The sequence below is a fragment of the Sphingobium sp. V4 genome, from assembly GCF_029590555.1.
In the GTDB taxonomy this organism is placed as follows: Bacteria; Pseudomonadota; Alphaproteobacteria; order Sphingomonadales; family Sphingomonadaceae; genus Sphingobium.
In genome coordinates, this window is record NZ_CP081001.1 from 1470812 (window position 1) to 1494367 (window position 23556).

A 23556-nucleotide genomic window follows, 5' to 3' on the forward strand; every position below is an offset into this window, starting at 1 on the left:
TCAGTTCGCTCCGCCCTGTGCGGCATTCTGCGCCGCTGCGACCTGCTGCGGAGCGCCGGGCTTCACCACCGTGCCGGGGCGCAGGTTGACCAGCCCCTCGACGATCAGCCGGTCTCCCGGCTTGAGGCCGCTGGTGACGATCCATTTGTCGCCGGCCGCGCGATCGACCTCTACCTGGCGAAGTTCGACCTTGTTGTCCCGGCCCACGACCATGGCCGTGGCGCGGCCGCGCGGATCGCGGCTGATGCCCTGCTGTGGCGCCAGGATCGCCTGCGTTCGCTGACCTTCGACCAGTCGCGCGCGGACGTACATGCCAGGCAGCAGCAGGCCATCGGGATTGGGGAAGGTGGCGCGAAGGGTAACGGCGCCCGATGTCTGGTCGACCGTCACTTCCGAAAATTGCAGCCGTCCTTCGATCGGATAGCTGCTGCCGTTGGGAAGCAGCAAGGTGATGCGTGCGCCATCCGCCTCACTCACGCCCCCGCTCTTCATCGCCTGCTTGAGGTCGATGATCTGCGCAGCGGACTGGGTAACGTCGACATAGACCATGTCGGTGCGCTGGATGGTGGTCAGCGCGTCAGCCTGGCCAGCCTGGACGAGCGCGCCGGGAGTGAAGAGCGACCGGCTGATACGACCGGAAATGGGCGCGCGGATACGGGTGAAATTCTGGTTCACCTGCGCCGCCTGCACTGCACCACGCTGCGCCGCAACATTGGCGCGCGCCTGCTGCGCCGCCGCAACCGAGTCGTCATATTGCTGCTTGCTGACGGCATTGATGGCGACCAGTTCCTTGTAGCGCTGCGCCTGAAGGCTGGTCGACTGGATCGTCGCATTGGCACTGGCGAGCGAACCCTGCGCCTGCGCGAGGGCTGCGCGATAAGGTGCATCATCGATTTCATAGAGTAATTGCCCCGCCCGCACGAAGCCGCCCTCCTGGAACAGGCGACGACGGATGATTCCGCTGATTTGCGGGCGAACTTCGGCCGTTTCAAAGGCCGTGACACGACCCGGCAGCTCGTTCAGCAATGGCACCGACTCGGTCTTGAGCGTCACGACGCCCACGGCGGGCGGCCCTGGCGCCGGCGGAGCGCTCTCGCCGCACCCACTCAGCGCCAGGGCCGACGCGCACGCCAGCAATCCAGTGAAAATCCCCTTTTGCATCGCCTGATTTCCGTTTCGATTTGGATCATATGTAAGGAATGAACGTTCATTCCGCTTGCCGCGCAGGTAGGATCATGCCACAGAATATTCAAGAGGCGAAAAACGCCAAGGGGTAGAAAATGGTTGCAGTGCACCATGAGAGAGATGGCAGAAGCCGCATATTGTCCACCGCGCGCGACCTGTTCGCCACGAGGGGCTTTCACCAGACATCGATGGCGCAACTCGCTGCCGCCGCGCAGGTTTCCGTGGGTCAGATCTATCGCCTATTCAAAGGCAAGGAAGACATTATCGAAGCGCTGGTGAAGGCCGATTCCGACGCATGGGCTACGGATATGGCCGCGTTGCGCTCGCAACTCGATGCCGGGGCGATGAGCATCGAACAGACATTCGAGCAGATATTGCTGCACGGGACCGACAATGCGAACGACGAGGCGCTGTCGTTCGACATTTTGGCGGAGGCGTTCCGCAACGAGGCCGTTGGCGAGACGATCGGCACGCTGTGCGTCGGATTCCGCTCCATCCTTCGGGAATTTGCCTGCGTCGCCAATCCCGAGCTTTCAGGGGAAGCCCTGGATGCCGCCGAAGAACTGATTCTTGCCTGCATGTTCGGCCTTGGCCATCGCAGCCTGTCGCGACCCAAGCTGAGCGCTCCGATCGCGGCCCGCCGCGCCGCCCAGATGATCATCGCCGGGCTGAAGGCCGTCCGCTGACCGGCGTCAGCGCAGCCGCCGGTACACGTCTACGGTTTCGTTGGCGCAGCGATCCCAGCTATAGCCGCCCGCGTAAAGGCAGATTGAGATCGTATCGGGCGTACTCCCATGGGCCCGGGATGAATGGCCGGGCTGGCCGCGAGCGAGACCGCAATGATCCATTAAAAGCGGATCTCACGCACGCCATTGATCAACGTCGAGCGCTGCGACAATTCCCAGCTGTAGCGGCCGATGCCCGAAAGATGCGGCTCGAGCGCCTCGACGGACAATATGACCCGCAGGCTCACTGCACGCCGTCCGACATTCCCGATAGTCTCCAATCAGCTTCCACCGCGCGCCTAGCGGGACGGACGCTCCCAGAGCAAGCGAAATGACCGGCCAGACCCATAGCTATTTCGCCGCCGCGCCTTCGGGCAGGACGATCGCCGACCAGCTCTTGCCCGGAACCAGATATTTGGCGGCCAATCCCTGAAGCTCCGCCGGCGTGACGCTCAGCAGATCGCGGGACATGGACTGCATCGCCTGGATGTAGCGGGGATCGTGGGTCGCGCCTTCCATCTGGTTCATCCAGAAGGCGTTGCCCGTGCTGGCGCGCATTAGCAATTGCTGCATCGGCGCTACCGCCCGCTGCAATTCATCGGCACTGACCGGGTTCTTGGCGAGATCGGCCGCGGTCGCCTTGACCACATCGTAGAAATAGCTGATCCGATCGGGCCGGATCTGGCTGGTGACGAGGATATAGCCACCGTTTTCGTATGAAAAGGGCCAGTTATTCTGCACGCTAGGGGAATAGGCCGCGCCTTCGGTCGACCGCAGCTTGTCGAACAAGCGATCGTTGAAGATCTGCGTCAATATCTCAAGCTGGCGCGCCTCCTTCTGCAAGCCGAACCCACCCGATGTCGGCCATGCCATGACCGCGGCGGCCTGATCCTTGTCGCCATTGTGGCGCAGGATGACGGGCGCCTCGACATGGGCTGGGAAGCGCATCGCCCGGTTCGTGGCCGGAACCGGCGTATCGGGCCGCGCCGGCAGCGCGCCGAAGGTCGCCGCCACGGCATTGATCGCGTCCTGCGCCTCGACATGGCCGAAAATCTGGATTTCGATCGGGCCGGAGGCCAGTACCGGCTCCCAGGTCGCGCGGAAAGCCTGGGGCGTCAGCGCCTCGATTTCCGCGCGTGACGGGGTGCGGAAACGCACATCCTTATCATGGAGCAGCCAGTTGAGGTCACGCCCAAGCACCGCGTCGGGGGACCGCGACATCGCGTCATAAGCGACGATCGCACCCGTCTTCACCCGACCGATCGGGGCGGGGTCCCATCCGGGCGCCGCCAGCTTGGCCGCGAACAGGCGCAACTGATCCTTATAGTCGGCCGGTCGCGTGACCGCCTGCAATTCGAAGGCGTCGTCGTCGATACCGAAATCCAGGCCCATTCGCCGGCCGATGGTCAGTTCGTCCAGTTCCCGCTGCCCCAGCTTGCCGATGCCGCTGGCGACCAGCGCATAATCGCCCGCCCAGCTCGCCACCGGCCTTGTCGGCGAGAAGGCCTGCTGCCCGTGCCCGAACCGCACATTGATACGCACCTTTTCCGGCTCGGCATCATTGGCGAACAGGATCAGCTTGACGCCGTTGGCGAAGCTGATGCTTTCCATGCCCGGCAGCCCCGCCTGCGTCCGGGATACCACGGCCCCGGGTGTCCCCAGGCTCGGCAGGTCGTCCATCGTTACCGGCTTGTCCGCCAGGCGGGCGTTCGTCGCCGCCTTGACGGGCGCAGCGACAGCCGCCGCCAGCTTCGCATCCACGCCCGGTTCCACCTTGCCCGTCACCAGCATCGCGCGGAATACCCCGGCCGAAAAGAGACGCCGCGTCGAATCCAGTATCTTGGCCGGAGTCATGGCGGGCTTCCCCGCGCGAAAAATATCGACGGCCGCCTGCGGACTGACCGTCGTCTCGCGAATATCGACCGCGCTGACCAGATCGCTGGCCTGCTTGGCGCCCGCTTCCGTCGATGCATTTTCGACCTGGATCGCCAGCGCCATGTCCATCTGCGCATATTCGCGGTCTATTTCCGCCTGGCTTGGCGGCGTGGCCTTGGCATCCTCCACGATCGCGCGGACGTCCGCCAGCGCCTTTTCCCAATCATTGCCGCTGGGGATGATCGACAGGAAAGTGCCGTCCGCCGACCGGCTGACATCCTGCTGCTCGACGCTGGCCTGGAGGAAGCTGCCCCCCGCGCGGGCCGCCTGCTCGAACCGGCGGCCGATGATCTGCAACGCCAGCATGTCGGTCAGCTTGTCCTGATTGTAGACGATGGTATCGGCATGAGGTGTCCAGGGCCGCAGCCAGGCCATCGTCAGCCCCGTTGGCGCGCCCGGTTCCACCAGAACGCGGGTCGCGGGCAACGTCGCGTCCGGCGTGCCGAAGTCGGGGATCGCCGCCCCTTTGCCAGGCACCGTCCAGCCGGCAAAATTATCCTTGATCAGTTGCTCGGCCACGGCGGGGTCTATGTCCCCCGATATGGCGATGACGGCATATTCCGGGCGATACCAGCGCTGGTGGAATGCTTCCATCCTCGCCGCGGTCGCCGCGTTCAGCGTCGCCACCGTGCCGATCGGCGCATGTTCGGCGAGGGGCTGGCCCGCGAAGAAATGCTGGCGACTGGCGTCCGATATGCGGCTCTGCGGCCCGTCGCTCTCGCGCTTTTCCGCCAGCACGACCGCCCGCTCGGCGCTGACCGCGCTGTCGACGATGTTGGGATCGACCATCATGCCGGCCAGAATCTTCATGCTTTCGCCCAGCGTCGCCTGCGTCGCCTGCGGCAGGTCCAGCGCATAGGTGGTCCCGGTCGGGGTAGTCTGGGCGTTGCTGTCGCTGCCGAAGGTCACGCCAAGCCGCTGCCAGATCCGCTTGGATTCGCCATCAGGCACATGGCGGGAGCCCCGGAAGGTCAGATGCTCCATATAATGGGCGTAGCCCTGTTCGTCGTCCCGCTCCATGAGCGAGCCGGCGTCAATTCGAAGACGGACCGAAACCTGCCCCGGCGGCACGCCATTGCGTCGGATCGCGTAGCGCAGTCCGTTCGACAGCGTCCCGAACCGCCAGGCCGCGTCGATCGGCACATCGCTATTTTCGTAGAGCCAGGGTCGGACGTGCGCCTGGGTCGTTCCCGCAGCGGCCGGTGCGGTAGTCGTGGCGGTCCTTGCGGCGAGCGGCAGCGAAGACCCCGACAGAAGCAGGGCAAGGATGGTGAGCGATGCGGCCGGACGGCGGGGGAAAAAATGCATAGGCGCGAAAGCCTAACGGCATTTTCCTGAATGGCCACTGACAATCATGGTCATGCCTGCCTTCGTTTCGGTCGCGCCGGGAAACTTTCCCGACGCGTCCGAAGCGAACGGCATCAGGCAATCAGCGCGGGGCGCCGGTGCGCTGGACCGCGCCCTTATGTGCGCCCACGCCGCCACGACGGCGACGGCGGAACGGCTTTTTCTCACCGCCCTCCGAATCCGCGCGATGCGCCCGGTCGGGCGTCCCGCGCTGCGCCTTCTGCCCGTCCTGGTAGCGGCGCTGCCCTTCGGCCCGCTTGGCCTGCTGCTGCGGCGTCTGGCTCGGCCCCTTGCGCGGTGCAGCGGGCTTGGGAAGGTTGCGTACTGCCTCCAGGAAATTCTCCGGAAGCGGCGCTATGTCGAGCTTTACGCGCGTCGCCTTCTCTATGGCCTTGAGATAGGGCCGTTCATCATCCGCCACGAAGCTGATCGCCACGCCCTCGGCGCCGGCACGCGCGGTGCGACCGATGCGGTGGACATATTGTTCGGGCACGTTGGGAATTTCGAAGTTGATGACATGGCTGACGCCCGACACGTCGATGCCGCGCGCAGCGATGTCGGTCGCGACCAGCAGTTTCACCTTGCCCTGACGGAACGCCTGGAGCGCGGTCGTGCGCTGGCCCTGGCTCTTGTTGCCATGGATGGCAAAGGCATCGATGCCCGCGCCTTCCAGGAAACGCACGACCCGGTCGGCGCCATGCTTGGTGCGGGTGAAGATCAGGGCGCGGTCAATATCCTCGGTATTGAGGACGATATGCAGCAATGCCTGCTTTTCCGCCTGATTCACGAAGGTCGCCTGCTGGCGCACCCGTTCCGCCGTGGTGGATTGCGGCGCAACGCTGACCTTGACCGGATCGTTCAGGAACTGGCCGGCCAGCGCCTCGATCTCCTTGGGCATGGTGGCCGAGAAGAACAGGTTCTGGCGGTCGCGTGGCAGCAGCTTGGCGACGCGGCGCAGCGGATGGATGAAGCCCATGTCCATCATCTGGTCGGCTTCGTCGAGCACGAAGATTTCGGTGTCCTTGATGGTCAAGGCGCGCTGGTCGATCAGGTCGAGCAGGCGGCCGGGCGTGGCGACAACGATGTCGACACCCTGCGACAAAGCCCGGATCTGCTTGTTGATCGGCACGCCGCCGAACACGGTTTCGACCGACAGCTTGAGGAAGCGGCCATAATCGCGGAAGCTCTGCGCGATCTGCGCGGCGAGTTCGCGGGTCGGCGACAGCACCAGCATCCGGCAGCCCTTGACCGGCGTCACCTTGGGATTGCGCGCAAAATAGTCGAGACTGGGCAGCGCGAATGCCGCGGTCTTGCCGGTGCCGGTCTGGGCGATGCCGCACAGATCCTTGCCCTCGAGCAGAACGGGAATCGCCTTCTGCTGGATCGGTGTCGGGGTGGCATATTTCTTTGCGGCAAGCGCCTTCAGGATTGGCTCGGACAAGCCAAGATCGGTAAATTCCATGGATAAACTCACAAGTCGGCCATGCGCCGACTTCGCTGCGGACGCAGCAAGGGCGCGAGGCGGGTTACGAAACGACCCGCGTGAAAAGGGAAGCCTCAAGCTTGGCGCAGACTGTCATTGGCCGGTCCTCCAACCCTTCGGGGGTTCGGGACGATCACGCTGCCAATCGCTGGGGACCACAGGGGTCATCTGCTGCGCTGCGGCGCATATGGAGGAAGTGCGGGCAAATAGCAAGCGGCCCCGACCATCACACCGGAGCCGCCACATTCTTGAATGGAATAGGGCTTGAATGGAATAGGGATCAGAGCGCGACTTCGGCGTGCTTCCCCTTCATTTCGCTCCGCACGTCGCCGCCGAACATCATCTTGAACACACCTTTGAGCGAGAGGTCGGCGCGCCAGATTTCAGCCTTACCGAGGTCCAGCCGAAGCATCAGCAGGTTGGGATCATTCCGCCCGCCCGGATACCAGGCCTCCACCTGCTTCGACCAGTAACGATCGATCACCGCCGGGTCGGTCTCGGGCACGAGCGTCCCTTCGATGCAGGCGAAGAGATGATGGTCCTTGGCCACGAACTGCGCCATCGCCGGTCCACCGGGCGCCAGGCGATTGTCCTTGGCCGTATAGAACCAGAAGCAGTGATTGGCTTGCGGATCGAGTTGCGCCGTCATCGGCAGGCTGTGTTCCGCATTGCCCTTCAATCCCACCATCAGGAAGGGGCTGCTCGACAGATCGGCCCAGAAACGGTCGCGGATATCGGCTTCGTCGGTCATCATCCTGTCTCCTTAAGGCTTTCCCCTTCAATGGTCGTCGCACGACGAAGTTCCCGAAACGCTTGATCTTGGCCGCGCCAATCGCCACATGAGCGCCATGTTGATCGAGACCGAACTGACGCCCAACCCGGCCACCATCAAATTCCTGCCTGGCCGCGAGGTCATGGGTGCGGGCACGCGCGATTTCGCGACGCCCGAGGAAGCGGAGGCCTCCCCGCTGGCCGAAGCCCTGTTCGGCCTGGGTGACGTGACCGGCGTGTTCTTCGGCAGTGATTTCGTGTCGGTGACGATCGCACCCGGATCGGAATGGTCGGACGTGAAGCCCGACATTCTTGCCACGCTGCTGGAGCATTTCTCCGCCAACATGCCGCTCTTCGCGCCCGGCAGCGCGGCCGGCATCACTGTCCCGGCCGATGATGACGGCTTTGCCGACGACCCGGAAGATGCCGAAATCATCGAGCAGATTCGCGAGCTGATCGACACGCGTGTCCGCCCCGCCGTCGCCAATGACGGCGGCGACATCATCTATCGCGGCTTCGACAAGGGCACCGTATACCTGAAGATGCAGGGCGCTTGCTCGGGCTGCCCCTCCTCCACCGCGACGCTGAAGAACGGGATCGAGCAACTGCTCAAACATTATGTTCCCGAAGTGACCGAGGTGCGCGCGGTCTGAACCACGCCGCCGATTTGGCAAATCCGGCCGGATCGACTAACCGCTAGGCGAATCCGCATCCTGCGGCCGCTTGAGGGAGTGATTTTTGCGCCTGCTGGTGATCGACACTGCGACACAGGCCCTGTCCGTGGCGCTGCTGGAGGACGGTGCGCCGATCGGCCGATTTCACGACATTGTCGGGCGCGGCCATGCCGAAGCGCTGTTGCCCGCCATCGCCGCCCTGCCCGATGGCGGTCGAGCCGGCGCGATCGCCGTCGATGTCGGACCCGGCAGCTTTACGGGTGTACGCATCGGTATCGCCGCCGCGCGCGCGTTGGCGCTCGCCTGGAACATCCCGCTGCACGGCTACAGCGCCCCGGCGCTGATCGCTGCGCGCGCGGCCCGGTCTCATGAAGGCGGCCCGCTGATCGTCACCATCACCGGCGGGCATGGCGAGCTTTTCTGGCAGAGCTTCACCGCCGACGGCCTGACCGCCACCAGCGACATCGCCTCGACGCCGATTGCAGCGCTTGCCGAACGGATCGACGCAACAACCATCTTCGGGACAGGGGCCGAAGCGCTGGTCACCGCGCGCGGATCGGGCGCTGCGGCGACTCTGTACCCCGATGCAGGCGACTTCATGCTGATCGCCGACCTCGCGCCCCTGCCCCCGGTTCCCATCTACGGCCGGGGCGCGGACGCAAGGACCATGGCGGAGCGCGCCGCATCATGATCCCCGGCCTCGTGCTCGACAGCTATGACGAAGCGGATCGCAACGCGATGTCTGACGCCATGGATGTCATGGTCGCAGCCTTCGACCCGGTCTTTGGCGAGGCGTGGACGCTGCCTCAAGTCGCCGGCGTCATGATGATGCCCGGCACCTGGCTGACGGTCGCGCGGGTGGACGCCACACCGCTCGGCTTCGCACTGGTCCGGTCGGTGCTCGACGAATGCGAATTGCTGCTGCTGGCCGTGGCTCCGCTCTGGCGCGGGCGTGGTGTCGGGGAAACCCTGTTGCGCGATAGCCTGACGACGGCGCGCCGCAGAGGCATCTTGTCGATGAACCTTGAAGTACGCGCCACCAACAACGCCGTCCGCCTGTATGAGAAAGCAGGCTTTGAATATGTGCATCGGCGCCCTGGTTATTATCGTGGTAAAGATGGTCAACTTTATGATGCACTGAGTTTTCGCAAAGACATGCGAATCTGACGCATTCCGGTATTGCGAAATGGGACGCCAAGGTTTAGCGAGGCCGTACCGCTCCTGAAATCAATTCCTCGGGCGGGTCGCAACACAATATAGCCTTGTAGGAAATAGAAAAATGGAAACCGAATCGGCTCAGAGCGAACTGCTCATTACTTTGACATCGGATATTGTCGCCGCCCATGTGTCGAACAACAGTGTAGCGGTCTCGGACGTATCTTCGCTGATTCAGAATGTTCATGCCGCCCTGTCGGCTCTGAACCAGCCGGTCGCCGCCCCGGAAGTAAAGCCGGAGCCAGCCGTTTCGGTCCGTTCGTCGATTAAGCCGGATTACATCATCTGCCTTGAGGACGGCAAGAAGCTGAAGATGCTCAAGCGTCACCTGATGACCCATTATCAGATGACCCCCGAAGATTATCGCGCCAAGTGGGGCCTGCCGGCCGACTATCCGATGGTCGCGCCCAATTATGCCGAACAGCGCCGCAGCCTGGCGAAGAAGATCGGCCTGGGCACCAAGCGTCGCCGCACCCGCAGCAAATAATCGTCGCACCTGGCAAAAGCCGGTTACAAGAGGGGCGCGTCGTGGACGCGCCCCTTTCCTGTCTGGGTAAAAGCCGCTAGGCTTTGTCCGAATTTTCGCCAAAGCCAATAAGCGAGCCTGCATGAACCGCAAAATCGACGTCGAAGCCCTGTGCCATGAAAAGGGGCTGCGCATCACCGAGCAGCGCCGGGTGATCGCCCAGGTGTTGAGTGACGCAACCGATCATCCCGATGTCGAGGAACTGCATAAACGCTCTGCCGCCATCGACCCCGGCATCTCCATTGCGACGGTTTACCGCACCGTGCGCCTGTTCGAGGAGGCCGGCATCCTGGAACGCCACGACTTCGGCGACGGGCGCGCCCGGTATGAAGCGGCGCCGGAATCGCACCACGACCATCTTATTGATGTCGAAACCGGCAACGTCATCGAATTCGTCGACCCGGAACTGGAACAGTTGCAGAAGCAGATCGCCGAGAAGCTGGGTTTCCGCCTGGTCGACCATCGCATGGAACTCTACGGCGTCGCGCTCGACCGCAAGAACTGATCCGACTTGGCCCGCCTGCGTCGACTGGTTCGCATCGGGGCGCTCGTCGGCAGCCTGCTGATCTGCCTTCCATTGCACCTGATCTGGCGGCTTGTCCGCCGCAGATCGCCTTGGCCGCGCCGTTTCCTGGGGCTGGCCGCGCGCTCGGTCGGGGCAGAGGTGCGGATCGAGGGGCGCCCGCATGACGGCGATATATTCCTGCTCGCCAATCATGTCAGCTGGATCGACATCTTGGCGCTGGGCGGCGCGACCGGCGCCGCCTTCGTCTCGCATGACGGCGTGGCCGGCTGGCCGGTCATCGGCTGGCTCGCCGCACAGAACAATACTTTGTTCGTCACGCGCGAGCGGCGCGGCGCACTGTCCGGCCAGCTCGACGCGCTGCGCGCCGCGATGCTGGGTCATCAACCCGTAGCGCTCTTTCCGGAAGGCACAACCAGCGACGGCAGCGGCTTGCTGCCGTTCAAGCCATCGCTGCTTGCGGTGCTTCTCCCACCACCGCGCGCGGTGATGATCCAGCCCGTGCATATCGACTATGGCGACGCGACCCACGCGATCGCCTGGCATGGCGACGAGCCTGCCGGCGCCAATGCGAAACGCATCCTGGATCGCAAGGGGCGGCTGCCGGTCACGCTCCGCTTCCTGGAGTCGTTCGATCCCGCAGCCTGCGCCGATCGCAAGGCGATCGCCGCCCTGGCGCATGAAAAGATCGCGCGAAGCATTGCCATGCATCAGCGCCCTTCCGCTCCGGCCTTGCCCCCTGTATAGCTGGACAGCATGAATCGTAACGACGCCCCAAAGACTCCAGCGACTTTCCACGTCAAATCCTTCGGCTGCCAGATGAACGTCTATGATGGCGAACGCATGGCCGAGATGCTGGGCACGCAGGGCATGACCGTTGCGGCGGACGGCAGCGAAGCCGATCTCGTCATCCTCAACACCTGCCACATCCGCGAAAAGGCCGTGGACAAGGTCTATTCCGACATTGGCCGCCTGACCCGCGAGGATGGCACGCGCCCGATGATCGCCGTCGCCGGCTGCGTCGCCCAGGCGGAGGGGAGCGAGATCCAGCGCCGCGCGCGCAGTGTCGATATCGTCGTCGGCCCGCAAGCCTATCACCGCCTGCCCGACCTGATCGACAAGGCGGGCCGCGGCGAGGACGCCGTCGATACCGACATGCCACTGGCCTCGAAATTCGGCGCCCTGCCCGCCCGTACAAAGCAGGCCCGCCCCACCGCTTTCCTGACGATCATGGAAGGCTGCGACAAATTCTGTACCTATTGCGTCGTGCCCTATACGCGTGGCGCGGAAATAAGCCGGTCGTGGAGCGCGATCATCGACGAGGCCAAGGCGCTGGTCGATGGCGGCGTGCGCGAGATCACCCTGCTCGGCCAGAATGTGAACGCATGGACGGGCGAGGACGACAAGGGCCGCAAGCAGGGCATGGATGGTCTGGCCCGCGAACTGGCGAGAATCCCGGACCTGAAGCGCATCCGCTACACCACCAGCCATCCCAACGACATGAGCGAAGGCTTGATCGCCGCCCATGGCGACGAACCCAAGCTGATGCCCTTCCTCCATCTGCCGGTGCAGTCGGGCAACAACCGCATTCTCAAGGCGATGAATCGCAGCCATAGCGCGGAGAGCTATCTGCGCATCATCGAGCGCGTGCGCGAAATGCGGCCGGACATCGCGCTGTCGGGCGACTTCATCGTCGGCTTCCCCGGCGAAACCGACGCTGAGTTCGAGGATACGCTGAAGATCGTCGAGCAAGCGCGTTACGCCCAATGCTACAGCTTCAAATATAGCCCCCGTCCCGGCACGCCCGCCGCCGACATGGATCACCAGATCCCGGCCGCGGTCATGGATGACCGGCTTGCCCGGCTCCAGGCGCTGATCAACCGTCATCAGGTGGAATTCAACAGCGCCACCGTCGGCCGTACCACGGACATTCTTCTGGAGCGAAAGGGCCGCTATCCCGGCCAGCTCATCGGCAAGTCGCCCTGGCTCCAGTCGGTGGTCGTGACCGCGCCGGAACTCAGCATCGGCGACATGGTCGAAGTCGATATCATCAGCGCCGGCCCGAACAGTCTGGCCGGCGAAATCAGCAGGAGGAAGGCCGCTTGAACCTACTCAAAGTCGTTCCCGCACACAGGGGAACCCATCTCCGAACCTGTCCTTCAGGCTCAATCGAAGGGAGATGGATCGCCGCTTTCGCGGGGATGACGGAAAAAGGGAGGATCTGAGCATGGCCAAGAAACCGCATCACCGCGAAGACATCGCCGAACGCGCCCGGCTCGAAGTCACGTTCGACCGGCCGCATCTACTGGGTGCGCTGTTCGGACAATATGACCAGAATCTGGTGGCGATCGAAAATCGCCTGGGCGTCTATATCGCCGCGCGCGGCAACAAGCTCCAGATCGAGGGCGAGGCCGAAGCCGCCGCCCGCGCGCGGGACGTGATGACCGGGCTCTACAATCGCATCGTCGCGGGGCAGGAAATCGATGCCGGTGCGGTCGAGGCGGTGATCGCCATGTCGTCCGAACCGACGCTCGACGGCATCATCCGCCAGGATGTTGCCGAACCGCCCAAGGTGATGATCCGCACGCGCAAGAAGACCATCGTTCCGCGCTCCGCGACACAGGTCACATACATGGAAGCGCTGACCCGGAACGACATCATCTTCGCGCTCGGCCCGGCCGGCACCGGCAAGACCTATCTCGCCGTCGCGCAGGCGGTGAGCCAGCTCATCACCGGCAGCGTCGATCGCCTGATCCTGTCCCGCCCCGCCGTCGAAGCGGGCGAGCGGCTGGGCTTCCTGCCTGGCGACATGAAGGAGAAGGTCGACCCCTATCTCCGGCCGATCTACGATGCACTTTATGATACGCTGCCGGCCGAACAGGTCGAGCGACGCATCGCATCGGGCGAGATCGAGATTGCTCCGCTCGCCTTCATGCGCGGTCGTACCCTGGCCAATGCCTTCATCGTGCTGGACGAAGCCCAGAACACCACCATTGCCCAGATGAAGATGTTTCTGACCCGCTTCGGCGAGGGCAGCCGAATGGTCATCTGCGGCGATCCCAAGCAGGTCGACCTGCCGCAACCGGGCATATCGGGCCTCGCCGACGCGGTTGCGCGGCTCGATGGCGTGGACGGAATCGCGATGGTGCCCTTCGGCATTGGCGACGTCGTCCGCCACCCGGTCGTCGGCCGTATCGTCCAGGCCTATGAGGGGCCGGATGCCTGATAAATGGAAAGATGTCTGAATGATTGAAGTCGCCGTCCTCCATGAAGAAGGCTGGCCCGGCATCGACTGGGACCTGCTGGCCCAGCGTGCCGTCGTCACCGCCATCGCGCACAGCCCCTATGCCGCTTTCGCGACGGACGAAGCGCTGTACGAGGTGGCGGTCAAGCTGACCACCGACGAGGAGGTGCACGCCCTCAATCGCGCCTATCGGGACAAGGACAAGCCGACCAACGTCCTGTCCTTCCCGATGGTGCAGGACGACCTGCTGGAAGTCACCGGCAACACCGATGATGGCGAAGTGCTGCTGGGCGATATCGTGCTGGCCGAAGGCGTTTGCGCCGCAGAGGCCGCGGAGAAGGGCATATCGGTTGCCGATCATGCCACGCATCTGATTGTTCATGGGACTTTTCATTTGCTTGGATATGATCATATGGACGACAATGAAGCCGAAGCGATGGAAGCGCTGGAGATTGCCGCGCTCCTCAGCATGGGCCTTTCCGATCCCTACGGGGACCGCGTAACAGGGGACTGAGTAGAAATATGGCTGAAGGCAGCCCGAAGGACAGCGCCTCTTCGAAAGAAGCGGACAGTAGCAACGAGGGCGGCTTATGGAGCGGCATCAAGTCGCTCCTGTTCGGCGAGGGTGAGGAAACCAGCCTCCGGAAGGAACTGGAGGAAGCGCTCGACGAATATGACGAGGACGAGCAGGACGAGAACCCGCCGGCCAAGGGCGACCTGTCGGCGATCGAGCGCCAGATGGTCCGCAACCTGCTCCATTTTTCCGAACATACGGTAGACGACGTGGCGGTACCCCGCTCCGACATCATCGCGATCGAGGAGAAGGCGAGCTTCGGCGATCTTGCCGCCCTGTTCGCCGAAGCGGGTCATAGTCGCATCCCGGTCTATCGTGAAAATCTCGACACCATCGTCGGGATGATCCACATCCGCGATGCCTTCGCGATCCTTGCCGGAAAGGCGCCGGTGCCCGATACGCTGGAACCGCTGATCCGCCAGCCGCTCTACGTGCCAGAAAGCATGGGTGCGCTCGACCTGCTCGCCGAAATGCGCGCCAAGCGCACCCATCTCGCCATCGTGCTGGACGAATATTCGGGGACCGAAGGGCTGCTAACCTTCGAGGATCTGGTCGAGGAAATCGTCGGCGAGGTCGAGGATGAGCATGACGACGCGCCCGAAGCGATGCTCGTGCCGCTGGAAGGCGGCCTCTGGGAAGCGGACGCCCGTGCGGAACTGGATGATGTCGCGGAGGAGATTGACGAGCGGCTGGGCGATGTCGAGGAAGATGTCGACACGCTGGGTGGCCTCGCCTTCGTCCTCGCCGGCCGCGTACCGGAACCAGGCGAGATCGTCGAACATGGGACGAGCGGCTGGAAACTGGAGATCGTCGCCAGCGACGGCCGCCGCGTCACGCGCTTGCGCCTGCACCCGCCGGTCGAACGGGAAGTGGTGGACGAATGAAGCCGCACGCCGGCAATTTCCCGTAACTGACGCGAAATATTAAGCCTCTGCGCGCATAGCATGGCCTCGGAAAAAGCTGGGCGTGAACCGTCCTGTTGGGCATGGCTGGCAATGCGGAACGAACGACAATCGATGCGACGATATGGCAGCGCGGACATGCTGTTCGCTGCGCCCTGGAGCGGTGTCGAAAAGCTGCTGCTGGCTATCGTCTGCGTGGCAACTCTATTCTTCGCGATCGCGACGCCGCCCTTTCAGGCGCCCGACGAGAATCAGCATTATATGAAGGCGCTCTCGCTGGCGCAGGGCAATATCCTGACCGAACAGCGGGGCGAGGCGATCGGCGCCGACCTGCCGCGAGCGGCGCTCGACATCCACGCCGTCGATTTTCCGACCGACGTGCCGCCAACGCCCCGTCGGTTCGAGCGCGACCAGTTGACCCGCAGCGCCGCTGCCGATCCCGCGCGCGCGGGCACGGCCTTCGCCGACTTCCCCAATGTCGCCAGCTATGCCCCCAGCCTCTACGCACCGGGCGCGGCGGGCCTGACGATCGGCCGGACGCTGGCGCTGCCGTGGATCGACGCCTTCCATGTCGGGCGGCTGGTCAATGCGGTGACGGGCCTGATGTTGCTGATCGCTTCGCTCGCGCTGTTGCCCTTTGGCCGCAATGCCATGCTGGCGACCGCGCTGCTTCCGACCTTCGCCTATCAAACCGGCTCGCTGTCACCCGATTCCGTCATCAACGGCCTTGGCTTCCTCGGCCTCGCGCTGGCGCTACGCACCGGCTTCATGGGCGCCCCGCCGACGCGATCGGCGGCGCTGGTCGTAACCGCGCCGGTGCTTGCGCTGTGCAAGGGCGTCTATCTGCCGCTGATAGCGGCAGGCCTGCGCTGGACGGGCGATCGCCGTCCATGGCTGATGCTGGGCGCAATGGCGCTGGGCGCGGTCGCCTTCATCGGCTGGATGCACTATTCCGGCGGCAGCCAGGCGCTCTATCATATCCAGTCCCGCAAGACCGGCGAAACGATGATGACCGCGCCGCTGCGCGATCAACTCGCCATCATGGTGGCCGATCCTGCGGCCTATGCGCGCATCCTGACAAGCAGCGTGATCGAGCGCGCGCCCGTCTATGCGCTCCAGATCGTCGGCCGCTTCGGCTGGAACGCCATCCTGCTGCCCTTGCTCGCCTATCCGCTGGCTGCGCTGATGCTGGGCGCTGGCGTGGCGAGCGGGTCGGGCGCGCGCTTCGGCATCGGCCAGCGGCTCTGGTGGCTGGCGGTCGCGGCGGGCGGGGCGCTGCTCGTCGAAACCGCCATGTATCTGACCGGAACGCCGCTCGGCGCCGACTATATCCAGGGAACACAAGGGCGCTACTTTCTGCCCCTCCTGCCGCTGCTATTGCTGGCCCTGTCGCCCGATCAGCCGGTGCGGGGCGCGCCGCGTCTTCTCCTGCTGACGGCCATAACGCTAACCTTGGTCGCTGCCGCCACGGCCTTCGACAGCTTCTGGGTCCATGGCTTCATCACCCGCGACGGGATGCCGCCGCATGAGAGCATTGGTCGCGCGCTGCTCCTCCCCTCTCCCCGCTGGTAGCCAGACCGAACAGAAGGCAAGCCAGCCCAGCCCCTCGATCCAGCCGGCGGTTACATCGCTGGGCCAATGGACGCCCAGCCACACCCGGCTGACCCCGATCAGCGCGATGATCGCGGCGGCCGCGCCATAGACCCGGCGCCGCCCGGCCAGCATTGCCAGCGCGCCGAAGACCATCATGTTGCCCGCCGCGTGGCCGCTGGGAAAGCTGTAGGTGTGCACGATGTCCAGGTGCGGCAGCAAGTCCGGCCGGGGCGCGGCAAAGACCTGCTTCAGCAAAAGGTTGAGGACGGTCCCGCCCGCGATCGTCGTGGCCAGCCACAGCGCCGCCGTGCGCCGCCCGGTCCACAGAAGGGGCGTCAGCACCAGCGCCAGCAGGAGCAGTCGCCCCACGGTCCCTCCGATCGCCGACGCCATCCGCATCAGGACGGTGACATGCTGCCCGGCACCGCTCTCCCGCGCCTGGCCGGCGGCCATCATCAGCCCAGCGTTCAGTCCGTCGAGCCACCCCGCACGCTGCAACAGCGCGATCCCGAGCACGCAAAAAAGCGCGAGAGCCAAAGCCCCCGCGCCTTTCACCAGCGTTATGCGTCGATCAGATATGAAGCGCACGGCCATAGGCCGCGAGCACGCTTTCGTGCATCGATTCGGAAATCGTCGGATGCGGGAAGACCGTGTGCATCAGTTCCGCCTCGGTCGTCTCCAGCGTCTTGCCGATGGTATAACCCTGGATCATCTCGGTCACTTCCGCACCGATCATGTGGGCGCCCAGCAATTCGCCGGTCTTGGCGTCGAACACGGTCTTGGTGAAGCCTTCGGCCTCGCCCAGCGCGATCGCCTTGCCATTGCCGATGAAGGGGAACATGCCGACCTTCACTTCATAGCCGGCCTCCTTGGCCTTAGCCTCGGTCAAGCCGACCGACGCGATCTGCGGATGGCAATAGGTGCAGCCCGGAATATTGCGCACGTCCATGGCATGGGGATGGACATCCTTGTTGCCCAGCGCCTGCGCGATGGCTTCGGCGACGATCACGCCCTCATGGCTCGCCTTGTGCGCCAACCATGGCGGCGCGGTCACGTCGCCGATCGCCCAGAAGCCGTCGACATTGGTCCGGCCATAGGCGTCGGTCTTGATGTGGAAGCGCTGGTCCGGCTCGATGCCGACATCTTCCAGCCCCAGATTTTCGACATTGGGGACGATGCCGATGGCGACGATGACATGGCTGTATTCGGCCGTGACATCCTTGCCGTCCTTGCCCTTGATCGTCGCGGTCACGCCCTTGTCGCCGGTCGCGATCTTCTCGATCTTGGCGCCGGTCATGATGGTCATGCCCTGCTTCTTCACCGCCTTTTCAAGGAAGGCGGAGACATCCGCGTCCTCGACGGGAACGATGCGATCCATCATTTCCACGACGGTCACGTCCGCGCCCATGTCGTTGTAGAAGCTGGCGAACTCGATTCCGATCGCGCCCGATCCGATGACCAGCAGCTTCGTCGGCATTTCCGGCGGCGTCATGGCGTGGCGATAGGTCCATACACGCTTGCCGTCGGCCTTGAGCTGCGGCAGATCGCGGGCGCGGGCGCCGGTCGCGATGATGATGTGCTTCGCCGTCAGTTCTTCGGTCTTGCCATCCTTGGTGACGCTCAGCTTGCCCTTTCCGGTCAGCTTGCCGTCGCCCATGTGGACGCTGATCTTGTTTTTCTTCATCAGGTGCGTGACGCCCTGATTGAGCTGCTTGGCGACGCCGCGCGAGCGCTTCACCACCGCCTCTATATCGGCGCTGATCTTCTCGGCCGCCAGGCCATAATCCTTGGCGTGCTGCATATAATGGAAGATTTCCGCGGAGCGCAGCAGCGCCTTGGTGGGGATGCAGCCCCAGTTGAGGCAGATGCCGCCCAGATTTTCGCGCTCGACGATCGCGGTCTTCAGCCCCAACTGGGCGGCGCGGATCGCGGCGACATAGCCGCCGGGGCCGGAGCCCAGAACGATGACATCGTAATTCTCAGCCATGGTCAGTCTCTCTTGTCTTATTCCGCCGGCCCGGAATGGGTCGGGAGGGGCGGCACGGAACGGGGCTGGCGATCCTCTCCGATCGCCACGAAGGTGAAGGTCGCGCGGGTGACACGATAGCTGCGGTCGTCATGGCGCGCACGGCGCCATGCTTCTACGTCGATCTTCATCGACGTGCGCCCGACGGAATTGAGGGTTGCGAACACCGATACCTCATCGCCGACGATGACCGGGCGCAGGAAGGACATGCCCTCCACCGCAATGGTGACGGCGCGGCCATGGCTGTAGCGGGCCGCGACGGAGCCGGCCGCCGAGTCCATCAGGCTCATCAGCCAGCCGCCGAAAATATCCCCATGGGGATTGGTATCGGCGGGCATGGCGATGACGCGCACCGCCGGGCTTTCGGCCGGCGGCTGCTCGTCGGGCGCAGCCATCAGGCCAGCATACCGATCGGGTTTTCGACCAATTCCTTGAACGCCTTCATCAGGCGGGCGCCATCGGCGCCGTCGATCGCGCGATGGTCGAAGCTGCCGGTCGCTGACATGACGGTCGCGATCTGAAGCGAGTCATCGACCACATAGGGTCGACGGTCTCCCGCGCCGATCGCCATGATCATGCCCTGGGGCGGGTTGATGACCGCTTCGAACTGCTTGATGCCGAACATGCCCATGTTGGACAGCGATGCGGTGCCGCCCTGATATTCCTGCGGCGCGAGCTTGCCGTCCTTGGCGCGGGCAGCCAGATCCTTCATCGCGGTCGAGATCGCGGCCACGCCCATGCTGTCGGCGCCGGTCACGATCGGGGTGATGAGGCCGCCGGGGATCGACACGGCGACGCTGATGTCGGCACGTTTGAATGCAAGCATCTGGTCGCCCGCGAACTGCACGTTGCATTCGGGCACCTGGATCAGCGCCACGCCGAGCGCCTTGATCAGCAGGTCGTTGACCGACAGCTTGACGTTGCGGCTGGCCAGACCGGCGTTCAATTCGCTGCGCAGCTTCAGCAGCTTGTCGAGCTGCACGTCCACCGTCAGGTAGATGTGCGGCACCTGCTGCTTGGATTCGGTCAGGCGGCGCGCGATCGTCTTGCGCATACCGCTGAGCTTGATGACCTCGTGCGGGATGCCGAAATCCTGCGCGGCGGCAGCGACCGGAGCCGGCGTGGAGGCAGGCGCCGCGGGAGCCGGCGCGGCGGTGGCAGGCGTAGCCGGCTTGGCCGCCGGAGCAGCGCCCTCAAGGTCGGCCTTCACGACGCGGCCATTGGGACCGGAGCCGGCCACGGCCGACAGGTCGACGCCCTTCGCCTCGGCCAGGCGGCGCGCCAGCGGGCTTGCCTTCACGCGATTGTCGGCCGCAGCGGGAGGCGCCTTGGCGGGGATCACATCCGCCTTCGCCGCGGGCGCCTCGGCTTCCGACTTGGCGGGAATGGGGTCGGCCTTGGGCGCGGGGGCGCCGCCACCAGCGGCAGCGGCCGCAACATCCTCACCCTCTTCAGCGATGATGGCGATGACGGTGCCGACCTTTACGCCTTCGGACCCTTCGGCGACCAGGATCTTGGCGACCACGCCTTCATCCACCGCCTCGAACTCCATCGTCGCCTTGTCGGTTTCGATCTCCGCGAGCAGGTCGCCCGACGACACCGTGTCGCCCTCCTTGACCAGCCACTTGGCCAGCGTCCCTTCCTCCATGGTCGGGGACAAAGCGGGCATCTGGATCGTCTTGCTCATGCGTTCGGGGCCTCTTCTTGATTATGCGGCACGCGCCATTTGGTGCCCCGTTTCCACCCATTCGCCGGATCGGTCAAGCGAGCGCTTGCGGAAGCCGGATTTATCCCCCACATTTCACCTCACTGGTTCGTTGGCGTGTTTTTCCCGACCGTCCGGGCCATCAGTTCAACGCGGGGGCGATAAGAAGTGCGGACATATCTGGTTGTCGTGGACGAATCGCCGGAGGCCGAAACCGCGCTGCGCTTCGCCGCGCGGCGCGCCTCCAAGACGGGCGGCGCGGTCCGCATCCTGGCGCTGATCCCGCCGGCCGAGTTCGTCCAGTGGGGCGGCGTACAGGCGACGATGGAGGATGAGGCGCTGCAACGGGCCGAGGCGCTCGTGACCAGCGCCGCAGGCACGCTGACCGACGAATCGGGCATCCGCCCCAGCATCACCGTGCGTCAGGGCGAAGCCGTGGCGGTCGTGCGCAAGACGCTGGAGGAAATGGACGATGTCGCCGCCCTGGTGCTGGGTGCGGCCGCCAGCGGCAATCCGGGCAAGCTGGTGACCCACTTCGCGGGCGCGGACGCGGGCAAGCTGCCCTGCCCGATCATGATCATCCCGGGCGGCCTGGACGCCGACGCGATCGACCGGCTGAGCTGAATTTTTGGAAGCGGCCTTCCCCGCGGAGGCGGCTATCCATCTCCTGAGCGTTCTGCTTGGTGCGATGGCGGAGATCGGTTCCCGCTTTCGCGGGAATGACGGCAAGGGTTAGGGCCGGCTTCTATCTTTTATGCTTCCCCCGCTTCGCCCCGATATGCCGGATATTGGCGGGCCGCCCGCGCTTGATCCCCGGCCGCGTGCGATCCCGCTTCATCGGTCCTCCGCGCGGGCTAGGCGCATCGGGCAGTTCGAAGCGCAGCGCGCCATTGATCGGGTCCGCCTCCGCCAGCCGTAACTCCAGCCGCTGGCCGACGGTGTAGCGATCGCCGCTCTCCACGCCCTCCAGCGCCCGGCCCGCCTCGTCATAGAAAAATCGCTCCGCACCCAGCGTCGACACCGGCACCAGCCCGTCGCCGCCCAGCCCCTCGACCGTGGCGAAGAAGCCGAAATTCTGCACCCCTGTGATCCGCGCCTTCACCAGTTCGCCGACATGCGCCGACAGGAACGCCGCGACATAGCGGTCGATCGTCTCCCGTTCCGCTTCCATCGCGCGCCGTTCATGGCCGGAGATCATTTCGCCGACCCGACCCATATTCTCATAATCCTCCTGGCTGAGCGAGGAGCGATCGGGGATCACCCCGCCCTTGGGCGCGGGGAGTTCCAGGCCATGGGCGCCCACCAGCGCCCGATGCACCAGCAGGTCGGCATAGCGGCGAATGGGCGAGGTAAAATGGGCGTAGCTGCCCAGCGCCAGCCCGAAATGTCCCATATTCTGGGGACTGTAATAGGCCTGCGTCTGGCTGCGCAGGATCTGCTCCATGATCTGGGGCTTCTCCTCCGCCTCACCGATCTTCGCGATCAGCTGGTTGAAGGTCGAGGGCTTCACCACCTGCCCCAGCGCGAAGCTGATGTCGAACGTCGCCAGATATTCCTTGAGCGCCACCAGCTTGTCGCGGCTCGGCGGTTCATGGACACGGTACATGACCGGCGCCTTCTTCTGCTCCAGCGCCTTGGCCGCCGCGACATTGGCGGCAATCATATAGTCCTCGATCAGCATATGCGCGTCGAGCCGCTCGCGCACGGCGACGCTCACGATCTTGCCATGCTCGTCCAGCACGACCCGCCGTTCGGGCAGGTCCAGCGCCAGCGGATCGCGCGCCGCCCGCGCCTTGTGCAGCAGCGCCCAGCAGGCCCAGAGCGGCCGCAGCGCCGGCTCCAGCAATTCATGATCCTTTTCGCCATTTATCGCCGCCTGCGCATCCTCATAGGCCAGCACGGCCGCCACGCGGATCACCGCCCGCGTGAAGCGCCAGGCCGTCACCTTGCCCTGCGCGTTGATGGTGAGGTGGCACGCCATTGCCGCCCGGTCCTGACCCGCGCGCAGCGAACACATGTCGGACGAAAGCTGATGCGGCAGCATCGGCACGACCAGGTCGGGGAAATAGACGCTGTTGCCCCGCTTCCTCGCTTCCTTATCGAGCGCGCTGCCGGGGCGGACATAATAGCTGACGTCCGCAATGGCGACGATCGCCTTGAAACCGCCCGGATTGGCACCATCTTCGTCGGGTGCGGCCCAGACGGCGTCGTCATGATCGCGCGCATCGACCGGGTCGATCGCCACGATCGGCAGATGGCGCAGATCCTCACGCTTTTCCTCATGCAGCGGCAGGGCGGACGCCTTCACGGCCTCCTCCTCCACTCGCTCGGGGAACACATGGGGGATGCCATGCTTGTGGATCGCGATCAGGCTGAAGCTGCGCGGCGCAAAGGGATCGCCGAGAATATCCGTCACCCGCGCCGAAATGCGCGGCGGCCGCCCATGCGGTTCGGCCAGCACCAGATCGCCGGGCTTCGCCGTGCCGGCGTCGCTGATCGGCGTATCCTTGCGAATGCGCTTGTCCACCGGCCGCAGCCACAGTTTGCCGTCGGCCATCTCCTCGACCACGCCAAGCAATTCCTCGCTGGCCTTGGCGAGCTTCTTCATCGGATGTGCGATCCAGCCGCGCCCCGCCTCCTCGGTCCGGGCAAGGATGCGGTCGCCGATCGTCAGCGCCCCGCGTTTGCCGCGTTCCACCACGCGCAGTCTCGGCGCGGGCTGGCCTTCCGCTTCCCACCGTTCGGGCGTGGCGATCAGGGTCGTGTCATCGACATCGACGATCCGCAGCACCGTCACCTTCGGCACGCCGCCCATCTTGTGAAAGGCGCGCGCCGGGCCGATGTCGATCAGCCCTTCGTCCGCCATGTCCTTGAGCAGCGCCTTGAGCGCGATCTTCTCCTGCCCCTTCAGGCCGAACGCCTTGCCGATCTCGCGCTTGCCGGCGGGCGTGTCGGACTCGGCGATGAACGCCATGATCTGATCACGGGAGGGGAAGCCGGCGGGCCGGACCTTTGCGGGTTTCTTGTGCTTCTGGGTCGATGCCATGGATCGGGTATAGGGACGCCATCCCGCCAGTGGTAGCCATTATTCGCCGGCGAAGCCCCCTTGCAGGACCGCCCCGTCCAAC

The 23556-nt window shown here is 64.7% G+C and carries 22 protein-coding genes and 1 pseudogene; 13 read left to right on the forward strand and 10 right to left on the reverse strand.

Features of this window, described 5'->3' with window-relative positions; genetic code table 11:
- Complete coding sequence (locus K3M67_RS07470) at nt 1–1161, reverse strand: efflux RND transporter periplasmic adaptor subunit (protein WP_066859360.1); 1161 nt, start codon at nt 1159–1161, stop codon at nt 1–3.
- 119 nt (nt 1162–1280) lie between these two features.
- On the opposite strand from K3M67_RS07470, the gene K3M67_RS07475 reads away from it, so the two are divergent.
- Nucleotides 1281–1871, forward strand: a complete 591-nt coding sequence (locus tag K3M67_RS07475) for a TetR/AcrR family transcriptional regulator (protein ID WP_285832805.1) — start codon at nt 1281–1283, stop codon at nt 1869–1871.
- Between the two features lie 161 nt (nt 1872–2032).
- Here K3M67_RS07475 and K3M67_RS07480 read toward each other — a convergent pair whose 3' ends face one another.
- The 4 genes from K3M67_RS07480 to K3M67_RS07495 all read right to left on the reverse strand — a co-directional run bounded on the left by K3M67_RS07480 (nt 2033) and on the right by K3M67_RS07495 (nt 7426).
- The gene (locus tag K3M67_RS07480) at nt 2033–2158 is read right to left on the reverse strand and encodes a hypothetical protein (RefSeq protein ID WP_285832806.1); all 126 of its coding nucleotides are present in this window, start codon (nt 2156–2158) and stop codon (nt 2033–2035) included.
- A 103-nt stretch (nt 2159–2261) separates the two neighbouring features.
- Entirely contained in the window at nt 2262–5153 is a 2892-nt protein-coding gene (locus tag K3M67_RS07485; protein ID WP_285832807.1) for a M16 family metallopeptidase, read from the reverse strand.
- A 121-nt stretch (nt 5154–5274) separates the two neighbouring features.
- Nucleotides 5275–6654 carry a DEAD/DEAH box helicase gene (locus K3M67_RS07490; protein ID WP_285832808.1) on the reverse strand — a complete coding sequence of 460 codons (1380 nt, stop codon included), beginning with the start codon at nt 6652–6654 and terminating at the stop codon, nt 5275–5277.
- A gap of 301 nt (nt 6655–6955) precedes the next feature.
- On the reverse strand, nt 6956–7426 hold the full coding sequence (locus tag K3M67_RS07495) for a pyridoxamine 5'-phosphate oxidase family protein (protein ID WP_066859503.1): 471 nt from the start codon (nt 7424–7426) through the stop codon (nt 6956–6958).
- A 97-nt stretch (nt 7427–7523) separates the two neighbouring features.
- On the opposite strand from K3M67_RS07495, the gene K3M67_RS07500 reads away from it, so the two are divergent.
- From K3M67_RS07500 to K3M67_RS07550, 11 genes are all read left to right on the forward strand, one after another.
- On the forward strand, nt 7524–8099 hold the full coding sequence (locus K3M67_RS07500) for a NifU family protein (protein ID WP_285832809.1): 576 nt from the start codon (nt 7524–7526) through the stop codon (nt 8097–8099).
- A gap of 85 nt (nt 8100–8184) precedes the next feature.
- On the forward strand, nt 8185–8811 hold the full coding sequence (gene tsaB / locus K3M67_RS07505) for a tRNA (adenosine(37)-N6)-threonylcarbamoyltransferase complex dimerization subunit type 1 TsaB (RefSeq protein ID WP_066859356.1): 627 nt from the start codon (nt 8185–8187) through the stop codon (nt 8809–8811).
- Nucleotides 8808–9287 (forward strand): GNAT family N-acetyltransferase, encoded by a 480-nt coding sequence (locus K3M67_RS07510; RefSeq protein ID WP_066859355.1) that lies wholly within the window; start codon nt 8808–8810, stop codon nt 9285–9287. Before tsaB ends, K3M67_RS07510 begins: the two co-directional genes overlap by 4 nt.
- 112 nt (nt 9288–9399) lie before the next feature.
- Complete coding sequence (locus tag K3M67_RS07515; RefSeq protein ID WP_066859354.1) at nt 9400–9822, forward strand: Ros/MucR family transcriptional regulator; 423 nt, start codon at nt 9400–9402, stop codon at nt 9820–9822.
- Between the two features lie 121 nt (nt 9823–9943).
- Nucleotides 9944–10366, forward strand: a complete 423-nt coding sequence (locus K3M67_RS07520; protein ID WP_017184208.1) for a Fur family transcriptional regulator — start codon at nt 9944–9946, stop codon at nt 10364–10366.
- Nucleotides 10367–10372: 6 nt separating this feature from the next.
- Nucleotides 10373–11131: a lysophospholipid acyltransferase family protein gene (locus K3M67_RS07525; protein WP_285832810.1), complete on the forward strand. Its 759-nt coding sequence runs from the start codon at nt 10373–10375 to the stop codon at nt 11129–11131.
- 9 nt (nt 11132–11140) lie between these two features.
- Entirely contained in the window at nt 11141–12490 is a 1350-nt protein-coding gene (miaB, locus tag K3M67_RS07530) for a tRNA (N6-isopentenyl adenosine(37)-C2)-methylthiotransferase MiaB (RefSeq protein WP_285832811.1), read from the forward strand.
- 121 nt (nt 12491–12611) lie between these two features.
- Nucleotides 12612–13610, forward strand: a complete 999-nt coding sequence (locus tag K3M67_RS07535) for a PhoH family protein (protein ID WP_066859351.1) — start codon at nt 12612–12614, stop codon at nt 13608–13610.
- Nucleotides 13611–13629: 19 nt separating this feature from the next.
- Complete coding sequence (gene ybeY / locus K3M67_RS07540; RefSeq protein ID WP_066859350.1) at nt 13630–14142, forward strand: rRNA maturation RNase YbeY; 513 nt, start codon at nt 13630–13632, stop codon at nt 14140–14142.
- A gap of 8 nt (nt 14143–14150) precedes the next feature.
- Complete coding sequence (locus tag K3M67_RS07545; RefSeq protein ID WP_285832812.1) at nt 14151–15086, forward strand: hemolysin family protein; 936 nt, start codon at nt 14151–14153, stop codon at nt 15084–15086.
- 111 nt (nt 15087–15197) lie between these two features.
- On the forward strand, nt 15198–16676 hold the full coding sequence (locus K3M67_RS07550) for a DUF2142 domain-containing protein (RefSeq protein ID WP_502958898.1): 1479 nt from the start codon (nt 15198–15200) through the stop codon (nt 16674–16676).
- 54 nt (nt 16677–16730) lie between these two features.
- On the opposite strand, the pseudogene K3M67_RS07555 reads toward K3M67_RS07550, so the two are convergent.
- From K3M67_RS07555 to K3M67_RS07570, 4 genes and pseudogenes are all read right to left on the reverse strand, one after another.
- Nucleotides 16731–17291: pseudogene (locus K3M67_RS07555) on the reverse strand (phosphatase PAP2 family protein); the annotation flags it as partial.
- Nucleotides 17269–18684, reverse strand: coding sequence for a dihydrolipoyl dehydrogenase (lpdA, locus tag K3M67_RS07560; protein ID WP_066859347.1), 1416 nt, complete (start codon nt 18682–18684; stop codon nt 17269–17271). The pseudogene K3M67_RS07555 and the gene lpdA, both read right to left, overlap by 23 nt.
- 17 nt (nt 18685–18701) lie before the next feature.
- Nucleotides 18702–19118, reverse strand: a complete 417-nt coding sequence (locus tag K3M67_RS07565) for an acyl-CoA thioesterase (RefSeq protein WP_066859346.1) — start codon at nt 19116–19118, stop codon at nt 18702–18704.
- Nucleotides 19118–20410, reverse strand: coding sequence for a pyruvate dehydrogenase complex dihydrolipoamide acetyltransferase (locus tag K3M67_RS07570; protein WP_285832813.1), 1293 nt, complete (start codon nt 20408–20410; stop codon nt 19118–19120). The genes K3M67_RS07565 and K3M67_RS07570 overlap by 1 nt, the downstream gene beginning before the upstream one ends.
- Nucleotides 20411–20596: 186 nt before the next feature.
- On the opposite strand from K3M67_RS07570, the gene K3M67_RS07575 reads away from it, so the two are divergent.
- The gene (locus K3M67_RS07575) at nt 20597–21052 is read left to right on the forward strand and encodes a universal stress protein (protein WP_066859344.1); all 456 of its coding nucleotides are present in this window, start codon (nt 20597–20599) and stop codon (nt 21050–21052) included.
- Between the two features lie 121 nt (nt 21053–21173).
- On the opposite strand, the gene rnr is transcribed toward K3M67_RS07575, so the two are convergent.
- Nucleotides 21174–23474: a ribonuclease R gene (gene rnr / locus K3M67_RS07580; protein ID WP_285832814.1), complete on the reverse strand. Its 2301-nt coding sequence runs from the start codon at nt 23472–23474 to the stop codon at nt 21174–21176.
- Between the last annotated feature and the right edge of the window lie 82 nt (nt 23475–23556).

Excerpts from the sequence above, each read along its gene's own strand:
- K3M67_RS07470 (WP_066859360.1), bottom strand. The coding sequence starts at position 1,161 with ATGCAAAAGGGGATTTTCACTGGATTGCTGGCGTGCGCGTCGGCCCTG.
- K3M67_RS07475 (WP_285832805.1), top strand. The coding sequence starts at position 1,281 with ATGGTTGCAGTGCACCATGAGAGAGATGGCAGAAGCCGCATATTGTCC.
- K3M67_RS07485 (WP_285832807.1), bottom strand. The coding sequence starts at position 5,153 with ATGCATTTTTTCCCCCGCCGTCCGGCCGCATCGCTCACCATCCTTGCC.
- K3M67_RS07490 (WP_285832808.1), bottom strand. The coding sequence starts at position 6,654 with ATGGAATTTACCGATCTTGGCTTGTCCGAGCCAATCCTGAAGGCGCTT.
- K3M67_RS07495 (WP_066859503.1), bottom strand. The coding sequence starts at position 7,426 with ATGACCGACGAAGCCGATATCCGCGACCGTTTCTGGGCCGATCTGTCG.
- K3M67_RS07500 (WP_285832809.1), top strand. The coding sequence starts at position 7,524 with ATGTTGATCGAGACCGAACTGACGCCCAACCCGGCCACCATCAAATTC.
- K3M67_RS07510 (WP_066859355.1), top strand. The coding sequence starts at position 8,808 with ATGATCCCCGGCCTCGTGCTCGACAGCTATGACGAAGCGGATCGCAAC.
- K3M67_RS07515 (WP_066859354.1), top strand. The coding sequence starts at position 9,400 with ATGGAAACCGAATCGGCTCAGAGCGAACTGCTCATTACTTTGACATCG.
- K3M67_RS07520 (WP_017184208.1), top strand. The coding sequence starts at position 9,944 with ATGAACCGCAAAATCGACGTCGAAGCCCTGTGCCATGAAAAGGGGCTG.
- miaB (WP_285832811.1), top strand. The coding sequence starts at position 11,141 with ATGAATCGTAACGACGCCCCAAAGACTCCAGCGACTTTCCACGTCAAA.
- K3M67_RS07535 (WP_066859351.1), top strand. The coding sequence starts at position 12,612 with ATGGCCAAGAAACCGCATCACCGCGAAGACATCGCCGAACGCGCCCGG.
- ybeY (WP_066859350.1), top strand. The coding sequence starts at position 13,630 with ATGATTGAAGTCGCCGTCCTCCATGAAGAAGGCTGGCCCGGCATCGAC.
- K3M67_RS07545 (WP_285832812.1), top strand. The coding sequence starts at position 14,151 with ATGGCTGAAGGCAGCCCGAAGGACAGCGCCTCTTCGAAAGAAGCGGAC.
- K3M67_RS07550 (WP_502958898.1), top strand. The coding sequence starts at position 15,198 with ATGCGGAACGAACGACAATCGATGCGACGATATGGCAGCGCGGACATG.
- lpdA (WP_066859347.1), bottom strand. The coding sequence starts at position 18,684 with ATGGCTGAGAATTACGATGTCATCGTTCTGGGCTCCGGCCCCGGCGGC.
- K3M67_RS07565 (WP_066859346.1), bottom strand. The coding sequence starts at position 19,118 with ATGGCTGCGCCCGACGAGCAGCCGCCGGCCGAAAGCCCGGCGGTGCGC.
- K3M67_RS07570 (WP_285832813.1), bottom strand. The coding sequence starts at position 20,410 with ATGAGCAAGACGATCCAGATGCCCGCTTTGTCCCCGACCATGGAGGAA.
- rnr (WP_285832814.1), bottom strand. The coding sequence starts at position 23,474 with ATGGCATCGACCCAGAAGCACAAGAAACCCGCAAAGGTCCGGCCCGCC.